The sequence below is a fragment of the Chromobacterium aquaticum genome (assembly GCF_021129195.1).
In the GTDB taxonomy this organism is placed as follows: Bacteria; Pseudomonadota; Gammaproteobacteria; order Burkholderiales; family Chromobacteriaceae; genus Chromobacterium; species Chromobacterium aquaticum.
The window spans coordinates 1-13,993 of the sequence record NZ_JAJOHW010000055.1; the positions used below are offsets into that span (position 1 = coordinate 1).

Below are 13,993 nucleotides of genomic sequence, written 5' to 3' on the forward strand. Positions count from 1 at the left end.
CCAGCGCCGGCCCGAGGTTTGATTGGTGTCGCGCTGCGCCACCAGGTCCAGATTGGTTCCCGCCGCCACGGTCTGGCTTTGCTGGCTCAGGCTGGCGATGCCGGCCGGCGCGGACAGAACCAGCAAGGGCTGGCGGCCGGTCTGTTCCTTGGCGGTCTTTCCGTCCTTGTCGGTGTTGGAACCGGCTTCCCAGGCTTTCAAGGCCGTAGCCTGGTGTTGCAGATGGCCTTCGGTTTTCTTGGCGGCCTTGGCGTTGTCTGGGCCGATTTCCTCCGGCCCGGTTTCCATGGTGTCCGCCTGCTGGCCGCTGGCGGTGTCGCCCAGGCTTTGGCTCAGGCTGAGTGCCGCGTCCAGCTGGCTTTGCGCCTGTTCGCGCGCCAGTTGTTTACCGGACGCGCCGTTCTGCGCTTCGGTGCTCAGCAGCAGGCCGTGGCCGGCGCGGACGGCGCCGTGATGGTCGGTACGCAGTTCAAAGCCGTCGCCGCGCGGTTCGGCCTTGCCATTGCTGCGCGGCTGGGTGAGGAAACCTTGGTTGAGTTGGGTCTTGCCGGGTTCGGAACTGAGCTTGGCTCTGACTTCACCTGGGGTGTCGTCGAACAAGAGTTCGTTGTACTGGCCGCCCTGGTGTTCCTTGGATTTGATACCGGACAGGGTTTTATTCGCCGGCAAGGCGCCCGCGCCGCTGAAGTCCGGGGTGGCGTGGCTGCCGTTGTAGAGCACGCCGGTGATCACCGGGCGGTCGATATCGCCTTCGATGAAATCGACCAGCACTTCCTGGCCAATGCGCGGGATGAATTGATGGCCCCAGCCGGCGCCGGCGCTGGGCATCACCACCCGCAGCCAGCAGGAGGATTTATCGTCCATCCCCGCGCCGATGCTGGGGTGTTCGTCCGGCCGCTGCCAGTGGAACTGCACCTTGATGCGGCCGTGCTGGTCGGTGTGGACTTCTTCACCCTGGGGGCCGACCACGGTCGCGGTTTGCACGCCGCGGGACTTGGGCTTGGCCAGTTCGGTATGGGCGTAGGCCGGGGTCAGCGGCACGCCGCGGCGCTGGGCGTCGAAGTCAGCGCGGAAGGGTTGCGCTTCCTTGCCATCCTGGAAAGCCTTGAGATCCGCCGGCAGGTTGTTGCGCGCGCTCAGGGTTTGGCGGGTGACGACGAATTCGCGCTGTTCGCTGCTGTCGCCGTCGTGGGCCGGGTGTTCGTCCAGGCGGAACCATTGGCCGGCGGCCAGGCCGCGCACCGAGCCGCCGCCGCTGAACTGCTTGGCCTTGAGATCATGCGCCTGCTGGCGCAGCTGGGCATAGTGGCTGAGTTGGTCGGCGTCGCCGGCGTAGTACAGCGATTGCGGGTCGTAGTCGTGCAAGGAGGATTGCAGCGCCTTGCCGTTCTGGCCCTGGTCGATGCGGCTGTCGTCGCCGCTGTGCTGGGTCTGCACCGGCTGGTAGTCGAAGCTGGCCAAGGCCACTGCGGCGGGGACGATCTGGCGCTGGGCGTTCCACTCGGTCAGGCCGTCTTCGGCCTCGGTGGCGTCGCTGCGGTGGAAGCGCACTCGTTCCACGCTGGCCGGCGGCAGGCTGTAGGGGTCGTCGAAGGCGGCCAGTTGTACCTGGGGAACCTCGCCGTCAAGGTGATCGAAACGCCAGGCGTAACCCTCTTCGTGCAGCAGGCGCACGATGAAGTCGTAATCGCTCTCGCGGTATTGCAGACAGTAGCTGCGCGGCGACGCCGGGCCGGTCTTGAAGTCCTGGGCCTGGACGCGGGCGAACACCGGATTGGCCTGCTGATGCTCGCTCAGGATCTGCGTGACGATGTCCGGCACCGACTGATCCTGGAACACCCGCGAGCTGACGCGGTGCCGCAGCAGCGCGAACGGCGGCTCAATGGTCAGCTGATAACGGCTGAAGCCGCCGTCCGAGCCCAGGCACTCGGCCTTGGACACCACGCCGCAGCGCAGGCTCTCCGCGCCGGCGGCGTCGAGGATGCCAAGCCTAGCCGGCAGGCCGAGCAGGCTCTTGAGTTCGATCTTGCCGTCCGGAGACAAACAGGTGAGCTGGTAGGCGTAAGACCGGGACACGCCTTCTTCGCCGGCCAAGCTCAGCGGCAGCAATTGCTCGGCCGCCACGCTGCCGTCGCCCAGGCTGAGGGTGAGTAGGCGCTGGTCCTGGTTGAAGGCGGAGGCGAAGCTGGCGAGCAGGCTGCTGAGGTCCATGGGGCGGTCCTTCGAACTATCCAAAATCAAAACACCCCCAAACCAGCCTTATGCAAAGCCCCCATGGCGACGGGCTTCGACCTGGTCTGCGGATGGGGGCCTTGAGGCGTAATGAGGGTGGAGATGACAAAATTTGAGTCAAAACATTTTAGATAACCGGCACTTAGCGGACAATCCTATAAAATTGCCATTTTCACAAACCTGTCCAAAAGGACAGGTTTAAACTCTTATCAATCCCCATGAGCGGCTTAAACCTTGTTTGCCGATATCAAAAAGTCCAAACAAGAAAAGTTATGGCTTGGTAAGAAAAGGTAAGAAGCGCTCAAAGTCAGGCTAAAGACCTGAATTGAATGTGTTTTTATCATGCCGTCTCCACTCAAGGCCCAGGCCAAGCACCTGCGCGCCGCAACCACTGGAGACCACCATGAAACCAAAACACAGCCTGCTGGCCCTGGCGGCCGTCTTTGCCGCCGCGCTTCCGCTGGCGTCCCACGCCACCGTCACCCGAACCGGCGCCATCAAGTTTACTGGCAAAGTCACTGCGCCCAGTTGCTCGGTAAACGGCAGCAAAGCGATGGCTATTCCCACTATTGATGTCACTCTGGACGAGATCTCCATGGACAAGGTGCAAGCCTTGGCGAGCAAACCCAGTGCTCCCAAAAAGCACTCAATAGTAATTGCCTGCACGGGCGCTAAAAATTTGACCGTGTCCCTCAAAGCTCTAAACGGCACCAACACGCTCACAGGCCAAACCAAGATCCTGAAGAACACCGCCAGCGGCTCACCGGCAGCTGGCGTTGGCATCGCGCTGTATCAGACGGGAACTGACACAAGCTATGACCTTGAGACTGGAGAACTGCTGAACAAGCCCACTCCGAGCTCAAGCGAAACCATAACGTTTGATGCCGCTTACGTTAAGGACCCGGCAGTTACCCCGATGTCCGCCGGCCCCGTACAAGCCGACCTCCCCTTCGAACTGAGCTACGACTAAGCCCTCCTCACTTCCACCCACAGCGGCGGGTTTCCCGCCGTTGTCTATTTTCAGGGCCCCATCATGAAAACCCTGCTGCAAGCCGCCGGCTTGGCGGCCTGGCTGGCCATGCCCCACGCCAACGCCGGCATCAGCCTCAACGGCACCCGCGTCATTTTCGACGGCGCGCATCCGGAAGCCGCCGTCACCGTGCGCAACCACGGCGCGGACATCCTGGTGCAGTCCTGGCTGGAAGCGCTGGACGGCGACAAGGTCGAACTGCCCTTCGCCATCACCCCGCCGCTGACGCGGCTGCCGGCCGGGCAGGAGCAATTGCTGCGCATCCTCTACGCCGGCGCCGGCGCGGCCGATCAACGGGAAACCGCCTTCTGGCTCAATGTGCAGGAAATCCCGCAAGCCGCCGGGCAAGGCAATGTGCTGCAACTGGCGGTGCGCCAGCGCGTCAAGGTGTTCTACCGCCCGCCGGGCCTGGACGGCGACGCGCTGCAAGCGCCGGAACGCCTGCGTTGGCGGCTGCGGCGCGAGCGCGGCAGCAGCTGGCTGCAAGCGGACAACCCCAGCCGCTACCACGTGACCGTGACCGGCCTGACCCTGCTCTCCAGCGGAAAATCCAAGGAGATCAGCCGCGCCCGGATGCTGGCGCCCGGCGCCGGCGGGCAATGGCCGCTGCCCGCCGACGCCGCAAACGACGCGCGCTTGCGCTACCAGATCATCAACGACTTTGGCGCCAGCCAGGCTTTTGAAGTCCGGCTGCAAGGCGCGGCGCCCGCCCAGCCGCGCCGGCTGGAGCCCTGAGCCGGCCGCCGGACCGCAAGGCGATGAGAAGCAAGCCGCTGATGCCCCATGCCCGCCCCAGCGCCGCGATCCCGCTGGCCTGCGCCTGCTGGCTGATCGCCTGCGCGCAGGCGCTGGCGGCGGACGCGCCCGTCTTCAACACCCGTTTTCTGAAACTGGACGGGCAGGCGGCGGACCTCAAAGCGGTGCTGAGCGCCGGCAACGACATCCTGCCCGGCAGCTATCGCGTGGACATCCTGCTCAACCGCCAGTTGGCCGACCGCCGCGACATCCTGTTCCGCCAAGAGCCGGACGGCAAAGTCCGCCCCTGCCTGGATGCCGCGCTGCTGCGCAAGCTGGGCGTCAAGCTGCCGCCGTCCAGCGCCGGTGACGAGGCCTGCGTGGACCTGCCCCGACGCCTGGAGCACGCGCAAATGCGCTACGACTCCACCCGGCTGCAACTTGAGCTGAGCGTGCCGCAAGCCCATCTACTGCGCCGCGCCGACGGCTATGTCGATCCCTCGCTATGGGACGCCGGCGTCAACGCCGCTTACGCCAATTATCAATTCAGCAGCCAATACAGCCGTGGCCAGGACGGCCGCGCCAGCCGCCAGTGGTATCTCGGCCTGCAAAACGGGCTCAATCTGGGAGACTGGCGCTTGCGCAACGATGCCACCCTCAGCGGGAATACCGGCCAAGCGACAGAAATACGCAGCAAGCGCACCCTGCTGCAGCGCGACATCACCGCGCTGCGCAGCCAGCTGGCGCTGGGTGAGCAATACACCGACGCCATGCTGTTCGACAGCGTACGCATCCGTGGCGCGCAGCTCAGCCAGGACGAGGCCATGCTGCCGGACAGCGAGCGCGGCTACCGCCCGGTGGTCCGCGGCCAGGCGCGGAGCCAGGCCACGGTGGAAGTGCGCCAGAACGGCTATGTGCTGCACCGCGCCGATGTGCCTCCCGGCCCCTTCGAATTCAGCGACATCACCCCCTCCGGCTCCAACGGCGAACTGGAAATCACGGTGACCGAAGCCGACGGCAGCCGCCGCGTCAGCCATCAAAGCTTCTCCAGCCTGCCGCTGATGCAGGCCAGAGGCCGCTGGAAATACCACGCCGCGCTGGGTCAGTACCAGGGCGGCGAAGCGGCCCGTCCCGCGCTGGCCGCCGGCTCGCTGGTTTACGGCCTCAGCGACGACGGCACCGTGGCCGCCGGCTTCCAGCTTTCGCCGCGCTTCCAGGCCGTCAAGCTGGGCCTGGGCGCCAACACCCCGCTGGGCGCGCTGTCGCTGGACCTGAGCCAATCCCTCAGCCACGCCCAAGGCAGCGGCAGCCAGGGGCAAAGCCTGCGCCTGCTGTACCACAAGGCCCTGCCCCGTACCCAGACCCAACTCACCCTGGCCGCTTACCGCTACTCCACCGCCGGCTACCGCAGCTTCAACGATCACGCGGCGGACCTGGCCCAGCGCCCGAACCAACACCGCGCGCGCGCGCGGATGGACCTCAGTGCCCAGCAGGCCCTGGGCCGCGAAGGCCGCCGCGGCAGCCTTTATCTCAGCCTCAGCCGACAGAATGATTGGGGCCGGCCCGGCGCCAGCCACAGCCTCAACCTGGCTTACAGCCACCGCTGGAAACAATTCCATTACCACCTCAGCCTTAGCCGGAGCCGCGACGGCCGCGGCCAAGGCGACAGCCAGATCATGCTGGGCTTCAGCCTGCCGCTGGACAGCGGGCGACACGCCCCGCAGCTCAGCGCCCAGCTTGGCCGCAACGCCCTGCATACCAGCCTCAGCGGCCAGTTGGGCGAGGCCGACAGCTACACCGTCTCCGTGAGCCGCGACAGCCAGGGCGACGCCAGCCTAAGCGCCAGCGGCGTCCATCAAGGCGATGTCGCGCAGCTGAGCGCCGCCTATAGCGCCGCCCGCGGCCATCAATCCGCCAGCCTGGGCGCCAGCGGCGCCATCGTCGTCCACGGCGGCGGCGTCAACCTCAGCCGCGCCGTCGGCGACACCTTCGCCCTGATGCAAGTGGACGGCGGCGCCGGCCTGGGCGGCAACGGCTACAGCGTGCGCGCCGACGCCCAGCCTTATCGCGCCAACAGCCTGAGCCTGGACAGCCGCAAGCTGGGCGCCGCGCTGGAACTGGAGGATGGCGTCAAGCAAGTGGTGCCGCGCCGCGGCGCGGTGGTGAAGGCCGTGTTCAAGGCGCGCAGCGGCCGACGCGTTCAATTCAGCCTGCGCCGCCGCGACGGCAGCGCGGCGCCGTTTGGCGCCAGCGTGGAGGATGGTGCCGGCCGGCCCTTGGGCATCGTGGACCCGCAAGGCCGGACACTGCTCTTGCTCACGCAGCCGCAAGGCCTGCTGACCGTGAAATGGAGCGACGGCGGCTGCAGCGCCCGCTATCGGCTGCCACCCGCCAAGCCCGGGCGTCATTACCAGCGGCTAGAGCTGCCTTGCCACTAAGCGCCGCGCTTAATCAAAGAAAAGGATACCCAAATGCTCACACCACCTACCCGCCGCCCGCTGCTGGCCTGCCTCGTCTTGCTATTGGCGCTGGGGAGTTGCAGCCGCCCAAGCCATGCTGATTGCATTGCAAAATCGCAAATCATCACTTTTCCTGATCCATTACTCATTCCTTACGATGCCAAGCCCGGCTATCTCATCGCCGAGGTGACGATGCAGACCAAGGTCCAATGCAACGCCCAAAAAGCAAACAAGAAACTCAGTTGGGCCATTTATCAAGCCTCTAGCAACATCGACCACGGCAAGGCACCGGGAAACAATGTCAGGCACAGCGGCACACAGGGCATTGGTATCCGCTGGTTCAATCGAAATGATCACAGCCACAAATCGCAGACCTTCAGCGCGACAGCCTTGAACAATGACAGCACCAATCTGCGCGGAATTAAACTCAGTGGACAGATCATCATCACGGATACGATTCAGCTCATCAAAACCGGCAACATCACCTCCAATGCATTGCAGGCTCAGCGCTACTTCATGCGCTACAAGAATGACAAACGCAATCCAACCATCGACGCCGAGTTGTTCAGCTACACCTTCAATCAGCCCGCCATCAGGGTGATAGGCTGCTCGTTCAAAAACGCCGGCCCAACCGTCCGCCTGCCCGACGTCAGCACTCGCGACTTCGCCGGCACCGGCCGCGCCGGCGATAAGCGGTTCAACATCGATCTGGACTGCGCGCCCGGCACCAGCGTCAGCGCCAAACTGAGCGACGCCAACGCGCCAGGGAACACCGGCACGCTGCTGAGCATTGCCGGCGGGCCTGACAGCGCCCAGGGCATTGGGTTGGAGCTGCAGCGCCAGGGCGAAACCGGCGCCTATATGCTGGGCACCGAGTTCACCAGCCTGGCGGCCAGGCAACAGCACGCGCTGCCCATGGTGGTGCGCTACGCCGTCAACGGCGCCCCCATCCAGCCCGGCGAGGTCAACGCCGCAGCCACCGTGGAACTGAGCTTTAATTGAGCCCCGACAATGCAATAAGGCCGGGCATGATGCCCGGCCTTAGCATCTGTTCAAAACCTACTGCGCCTCAGTCCTCCACGCCCCAGCGGATGCTGCCCGGTTCCGGGCATTGCCAGGAAGCCATCAGCCGCTGCCGGATCTCCGCCAGCGATTGCCGCGCCAGCAAGCGGCCGTCGCGGAACACCGGCCGCAACTCGCCGCCCTCCGCCTGCTCCGCCGTCTGCTGCTGGTGCAGCACATAATGATCGCCCTCGCGCTCCACCCGCAGCAGGCCCTTGGCGGATTTCTTGGTGCCGTCGTCCGTGGCCGGGTCCTTGTAGATATCCACCGCCTCGCCGTCCACTTCCGCGTAAATCGCCTTCAGCGCATAGCCGAAGGTGTCCCGCGAATTCATGCCGTAGACAAAGCTGCCGATGCCGAACACCACATTGCCGGAGGCAAAGCCCTTGGCCGCCAGCCGGCGCAGGATGGCGCGCGCGCGCGGCAAGGTGATGGAGTCGCCGTAGATCAGGCCCACATGGCTGTCCAGCAGCCGGTAGCCGGCGTCGCTGACCGTGCCGCCGTAAATCTCCCACAAGCACTCCACCGCGCCCTTGCGTTCCGCCTCCGTCACCCGCTGGCCGTCGCTCAGCGCCGTGTACGCTCCGTTCGCGTCCGGCGCCGGCAGGCCGTCGACGCGGACCAGTTCCTCGTCGCGGTAGCCGGTGAGGATTTTCACCGGATCGCCGGAGTCCGGGCGGAACACCACCTTGGCGTTGCCCAACGCGTCCGGACCTCGCGCCAGGATGGCGTCCTTCAGCTCACGGGCAATCACCGTGACCACGTTCCAGAAATCAAAGGTATCGCTGACGATGGACACCATGCCCCGCGGATAGTCCTGGCTGACGAACTCTCGCACCACCTCACGCTCCGCCAGCCGGCGCAGCGCCGCCTCCTCCAGCCCGGAGTGGGCCGGGTCGCGGCGCAGCCGCTGCAGCGTCAGCAGGATGCGCAGCGCCATCACGCTGTGCTCCGACGCCGGAATGGAACCGCCCACCAGTTCCCGCTCCGCGTCCGCGTCGTAGAAGTCCTCCAGGTAGTCCAGCGCCGGAATGGTGTCGGTGCCGGTGAAGGACAGCAGATGGCCGGCGCCGCAGCGCATGGCGTCGTGCACCCCGCTCATGCCGCGCATGGAAAAATCATGGCCCTGCCAATTGACGAACTCCGGCGCGCTGCCGGTGAGGCGGGCGAAGTAATCCAGCAGCTTGCGGAATTCAAACGCGATGGTGGCCACGGTGGACGGCTTCCAGGATTCGCAGCTGAACAGGGTTTCAAAATAGGTGGCCACCCAGGGGAAATCCGGATGCGTATTGCTGAAGATCACCGGCGGCACCTTGATGTCCACCCGCGCGCCTTCCGGCAGGGAGCGGATTTCCAGCGGCAAATAACCGAGCGCGTGCAACGCTTCCAGCCGGCCTGCTGGCACCGCGCCGGCGCCCAGCGCCGTGTCCATGCGGCGCTGGTATTTGCGCACCGCCTTGTCCCGCGGCTGGCGGAAGAACTCTTGGTCGAACAGATCGATCAGGTATTGCTGGATGAAGCCCTGCAGGCCGAACCACACCACCTTGTCGTCGAACAGCTCCGGCAGCACCGGCGCGTACTTGGCCGAACGCGGGGTGAAATTGGCCACCAGCTTGGTGGTGGCCGCCGGGTACATCGACGGATGGCCGGTTTTGTAGAAGTCCGCCAGATTGAACGGCTGCAGCTGGTTCAGTTCACGGGCCAGGGGGCGAATGGGGGCGTTCATGATGTATTCCCTATTTAATGTGTGAGTCAAACCAGCTGGCAGCTGGCATCCGCCGTCCAGTTATTGCGGCTGAACACCTGCTGGTAATGCGCTAGCAGCGGTTCCAGGCCATGGCTGAAAATGCCGTGGGTCACGTACAGGTGCAGCGGCGCGTCCAGGCCCTGCTCCCGCTGGCGTTCGCGCAGCGCCTTGGCCAGCTCGGTGAAGGTGCGGCCGCCATCGCAGATATCGTCCACCACCAATAGCGGCAGCGCCGGCAAGGGGCCGGCCACCTGGGTGCCGCTGATGCGGCCGCTTTGGGTGTCCCTCACCTTGTCCGCCAGCACCGCCTCGCAGCCCAGCTCCCGCGCCAGCTTCAGCACCCGCTTGCGCGCGCCGGCGTCCGGCGCCACCAGTGCCGCCGGGCCTACTTGCTCCAGCACTCGGCGCAGCGCCGGCAGCGGATCTTCCACTTCCACCCGGTCCAGCAGCGCGGTCACCACATCGCTGTGCGGGTCCTGGATCACTACCCGGCTGTAGCCCTGGGCATTGATCAATTGGCAAAACACCTTGGCGCTCAAGGCCTCGCCCGGGTTGGCCACCCGGTCCTGGCGCGCATACGGCACATAGGGCAGATGCAGGGCCAGCGGGCGCCCCGGATAAGCGCGGCGCAGCGCGTCGCTCAGCATCAGCAAGCTCATCACCGCCTGCGCGTCCGGCAGATGGGCGTGCAAGCGCAAGGCCTGCGCCGGCGCGTCCACTTCCACCGACACCTGCACTTCCCCACCGGGAAACACCGTGCTGTGAAAGGCCAGCGGCTGGCTGCCGCCGTGCTGCGAATCCGCGAAAATCTTGAACATGATGCTGACTCCTGCGCTGCGTTGACTTACTTAGTTGATAATTTCAACTAACATGCGCACAGTATAAATTAACTTAGTTGAGTTTTGCAACTATCTAGCGGAAAATATCGGCAAAGCCAAACCGGAGACCGCTCATGAGCCCCTCGCGCCCCGCGCCCGCCGTCAGCGTGGACATTGTCCTGCTCACCTTGGGCGACACCGGCCTGCAAGTGGCGCTGCACCGCCGCGACCACGCCCCCTGCCAACACCAGCTGGCGCTGCCCGGCGGCTATGTGCATGTGGACGAGGACGATAGCTGCGAAGCCACCGCCAAGCGCGTGCTGCGCGACAAGACCGGGCTGGAGCCGCGCTACCTGGAGCAGCTGCGCACTTTCGCCGGCCCGCGGCGCGATCCGCGCGGCTGGTCGGTGGCCGTCTCCCACGTGGCGCTGATCCCGCTGCAGCAACTGCGGGACGCCGGCGATGGCGTATTCCACTTCTACGATGTGGACCAGCTGCCGGAGCTGGCCTTCGACCACGCCGAGCAAGTGCGGGAAGCGGTGCAACGGGTGCGCAACAAGGCCAGCTATTCCACCCTGCCTTGCTGGCTGCTGCCCGAGCGCTTCACCCTCACCCAGCTGCAACACACTTACGAGCAGATTTTTGGCGAAACCGTGTCCCGCGGCACCTTCCGCTCGCGGCTGGGCATCAAGGTGGCGGACGCCAAGCCCGGGGAATACGCGGACGAGGCCGCCCTCCTGGAAGCCACCGAAGAATTCCTGGGCGGCAAGCAGCGCCCGGCGCGGCTGTTCCGCATCAACCGGCTCAGCCTGTTCAAGCGCGCGCGCTGGTGACATGGCGGCAGCTCCTCTGAGCTTGCGCAACACCTGGCGCAGCGGGCAGCGCGCAGCCGGGCATCTACCCCCTCCCGTCCTCAGTCCCTCCCGGCGCGGTTCCCCGCCGCCTTGACGCCCGGGACCGTCCCCCTTACTTTCGCCCATGCGCTGCGCCCAATAACGCAGCCTGGGCTTGGAGGCCCAGCGCGTGTATATCCAGACAAATCGCTTGGCGGCGATTTGTCATGTCCATGCGTCCGCCGCAATCGGGTGGGCGCATGGCATCGAGTCCTCCGGGGCTGCCGCTGATATACCGGTCCTCCAACTTTGTCATGCGCCTGCCCACGCCTTCCATGCGTGACGCGCAGGCATCCCTGAAGCGATGTAAGCGGAGGCCATAATGAATATATTGAGTTTCTACCGGCGACACCCCGGCGTTGACCGCCCCGCGGCGATGGAGAGCGAGCCATGAGCATCATCACCGCCAGCGCCCGGCCGTCACCGCTGCGGCAAATGCACGAGCAGATCAAGCAGCTGCGCATCGTCACCGCCGGCCAGGGCAATCTCTACGCCCTGGTCAAAACCCTGGAGCAGCACTATCTGCAAACCGATGCAGGCCTGACCCGCGGCATTGTGCATATCCACACCGCTAACCAGAGCCTGCACGCGATGTTGGCGCTGCTGCTGAACTGCCCGGAGGAGCAGCAAGTCAATTGCAAGCAGATCGTGACCTTGCTGGAGCCGATACACCAGGAACTGCAGGCCGGTTTCACGCAGATGTCGGAAGCGATGTAGACGTGACAACGCCGCAGCGGGGAGGCTGCGGCGTTGCGAGGGCTTGGTGCCTGGTGGCGCAGGCGCTAGCCCCTCAGAACCTGTTTACGATCTGCTGCGCGTCGGCGGGATGGATAGAAATGGGCGTTGAAACCAAGCTCAAAATGCTCATGTACCACCTGTACACTCCGCTTCTTCGCTCGGTTTCGCCTTGTCTCGCCTTAGCTCGCGAGATCGTAAACACGTTCTCAGAACGACACCGTGCCGGACAACAGCAAGGTGCGCGGCGCGCCCAGGCCGCCGGACAGTCCGCTGCCATCGCCGCCGGTCCATGACCCCGTCCAGTAAGCTCGGTTGGCAACGTTCTGCACCGTCGCGCGCAGGGTGATTTCCTTGGCCGCCAGCTTGGTGGTGTAACGGGCGCCCAGATCAAACAGAGTGTAGGACGGCAAGGACAGCTGGTTGTTGTCGCGGACGAAGCGCTCGCCCACGTACTGGGCATTGCCGGTGGCGGTCAGGCCCGGCAAGGCGGCGATATCGTATTCCACGCCCAGCTTGGCCATCACCTTGGGCACGCCGGTGGCCTGCTTGCCCAGGTACGTCGGGTCCAGCGCCTTGGTCAGCTCGGCCCTGGTGTAGGATGCGCCGCCCATCAGGCGCAGGCCGCGGCTGGCCTCGCCCCAGAAACTCCACTCCAGGCCGCGGTTGCGCTGCTCGCCGTACACGCCGAAGACATTGCTGTCCGGGCTGGTGTAAGCGCTGGGCCGGGCGATCTGGAACAGGCTCAGGCTATGGGTAATGCCGCCCCAATCCAGCTTGGCGCCCAGCTCGTACTGCTCGGTCTGATACGGCTGCAGGCTTTCGCCGGCGTTCTTGGCCGCAGTGGGCGCGGTGTCGCCTTTGTTCAGGCCCTGAATGTAGTTGCCGTAAACCGAGAGCTGGTCCGATAGCTTGACCAGCAAGGCCGTGGCCGGGGACCAGCGGCTTTGGTCGTAGTTGGAGGTTTGCGCGCCGGCCGCGTCGTAGTTGCTGCTCTGCACGTTCTGACGCCGCGTGCCCACCGTCCATTGCACCTTGCCGTCCATGAAGGAGAGGGTATCCGCCAGGGCGATGCCGCCCAGCTTGTCCTCAACGCTGCTGCCCATATACCGGAACGCCGGCTTGGGTCCGAAGGACGGCGCATAGTAATTGGTGGTGAAGGAGGGCCCTCTGCCATTCTGGTAGTTCCACTGCGAGGTATAGCGCGTGGCCACCAAGGACCATTTATGTTGAATCTTGCCGGTGTCGAAATGACCACGCACGCCGGCCTCGCCGGATTTCTGCGTCCCGTCGCTGATTAAGCGGAAGGCATTCATGTTGATGTCGCCGGCATTATTCAGCAATTCATTTCTGGTGATCTGGGCGTCGAAATCCACGTTCCGCTGTCCCCACGCGCCAAATAGGGTGAGCGCATCGCTCAGTTCGTATTCGCCGCGCAGCATGGCCATCTGGGTGTTGTTAATGCTGGCGGCCCAATCCGGCGCCAGCTGATAATTGCCAGTCTTGGGCGTGGGCAGCTGTGTCACTCCTGAGGCGATGGAGGAGATGCCGAAGTAGTTGATGCCGTCCAGCCTCTCCCGCTGCTTGTAAAGGTCCAGCGAAACGCGAGCGCGCTCGCCGCGCCAGTCCAGGCCCAGCGAGGCCAGGCCCATGTCCTGCTTCTGCTTGTCCACCGCGGTGTCGCCGTTGCGGTAAACGCCGTTGAAGCGCACGCCCCATTGCTGCTTGTCGCCAAAGCGCCGGCCCACGTCCACGTGCACGCCGGGCATATTGTCGGATTCAAAAGTCGCGGTGACCGAGGTCAGCGGTGTGTTGCCCGCGCGCTTGGGCACGATGTTGACGCTGCCGCCCAGGCTGCCGTCCGGCGGCATGCCGTTGAGCAGGGTGGACGGCCCCTTCAGCACTTCCACCCGCGCCGCCATTTCGGTGGAGCTGCGCTGATTCGGCGCCATGCCGATCAGGCCGTTAAAGGTCATATCGTTGGCCGAGGTGGGGAAGCCGCGGATATTGAATGTTTCTTTGACGGACCGTTTGCTAGCCACAAAGACCGAGGCGTCGGCGGCACCGATCAATGTGCCAATATCCCGTGCTTGCTGGTTTTCGACATAGTCCTCGGTGTAGCTGATGGTGCTGAACGGCGTGTCCATCACGTCCAGATTGCCCAGCACGCCCACCCGGCTATCAGTGGCCAACTGGCCGCCGGCGTAGACGCGGCGGCCTTGCACCACCACCGGCGCCAGCCGTTCCGGCGCGCCGCCGCTGGCCTGGGCCGGCGCCTTGTC

10 protein-coding genes are annotated in these 13,993 nt (G+C 65.0%); 6 read left to right on the plus strand and 4 right to left on the minus strand.

All coding sequences use genetic code 11. The features are described 5' to 3' along the window. Nucleotides 1-2,211: type VI secretion system Vgr family protein (locus LQT98_RS09010; protein ID WP_231462013.1), on the minus strand; the 2,211-nt coding region annotated here is incomplete at its 3' end. 424 nt (nucleotides 2,212-2,635) lie between these two features. On the opposite strand from LQT98_RS09010, the gene LQT98_RS09015 reads away from it, so the two are divergent. The 4 genes from LQT98_RS09015 (at nucleotide 2,636) to LQT98_RS09030 (ending at nucleotide 7,458) form a co-directional block, all read left to right on the plus strand. Beyond that, nucleotides 2,636-3,202 (plus strand): fimbrial protein, encoded by a 567-nt coding sequence (locus tag LQT98_RS09015; RefSeq protein WP_231462014.1) that lies wholly within the window; start codon nucleotides 2,636-2,638, stop codon nucleotides 3,200-3,202. Nucleotides 3,203-3,265: 63 nt separating this feature from the next. Beyond that, a complete protein-coding gene (locus LQT98_RS09020; RefSeq protein WP_231462015.1) occupies nucleotides 3,266-3,997 on the plus strand; it encodes a fimbrial biogenesis chaperone in 732 nt (243 codons plus the stop codon). A gap of 41 nt (nucleotides 3,998-4,038) precedes the next feature. Next, entirely contained in the window at nucleotides 4,039-6,435 is a 2,397-nt protein-coding gene (locus LQT98_RS09025) for a fimbria/pilus outer membrane usher protein (RefSeq protein ID WP_231462016.1), read from the plus strand. Between the two features lie 33 nt (nucleotides 6,436-6,468). Continuing rightward, entirely contained in the window at nucleotides 6,469-7,458 is a 990-nt protein-coding gene (locus tag LQT98_RS09030; protein ID WP_231462017.1) for a fimbrial protein, read from the plus strand. Nucleotides 7,459-7,525: 67 nt separating this feature from the next. On the opposite strand, the gene LQT98_RS09035 is transcribed toward LQT98_RS09030, so the two are convergent. Then, nucleotides 7,526-9,244: a nicotinate phosphoribosyltransferase gene (locus LQT98_RS09035; protein ID WP_231462018.1), complete on the minus strand. Its 1,719-nt coding sequence runs from the start codon at nucleotides 9,242-9,244 to the stop codon at nucleotides 7,526-7,528. A 26-nt stretch (nucleotides 9,245-9,270) separates the two neighbouring features. Next, entirely contained in the window at nucleotides 9,271-10,083 is an 813-nt protein-coding gene (locus LQT98_RS09040) for a ribose-phosphate pyrophosphokinase-like domain-containing protein (protein ID WP_231462019.1), read from the minus strand. Between the two features lie 134 nt (nucleotides 10,084-10,217). Here LQT98_RS09040 and LQT98_RS09045 point away from each other — a divergent pair, with 134 nt between their 5' ends. Beyond that, nucleotides 10,218-10,916 (plus strand): NUDIX hydrolase, encoded by a 699-nt coding sequence (locus LQT98_RS09045; RefSeq protein ID WP_231462021.1) that lies wholly within the window; start codon nucleotides 10,218-10,220, stop codon nucleotides 10,914-10,916. Between the two features lie 450 nt (nucleotides 10,917-11,366). After that, nucleotides 11,367-11,693, plus strand: coding sequence for a hypothetical protein (locus tag LQT98_RS09050; RefSeq protein WP_231462022.1), 327 nt, complete (start codon nucleotides 11,367-11,369; stop codon nucleotides 11,691-11,693). A 227-nt stretch (nucleotides 11,694-11,920) separates the two neighbouring features. On the opposite strand, the gene LQT98_RS09055 is transcribed toward LQT98_RS09050, so the two are convergent. Next, a partial coding sequence (locus LQT98_RS09055; protein WP_231462025.1) for a TonB-dependent receptor occupies nucleotides 11,921-13,993 on the minus strand: 2,073 nt, incomplete at its 5' end.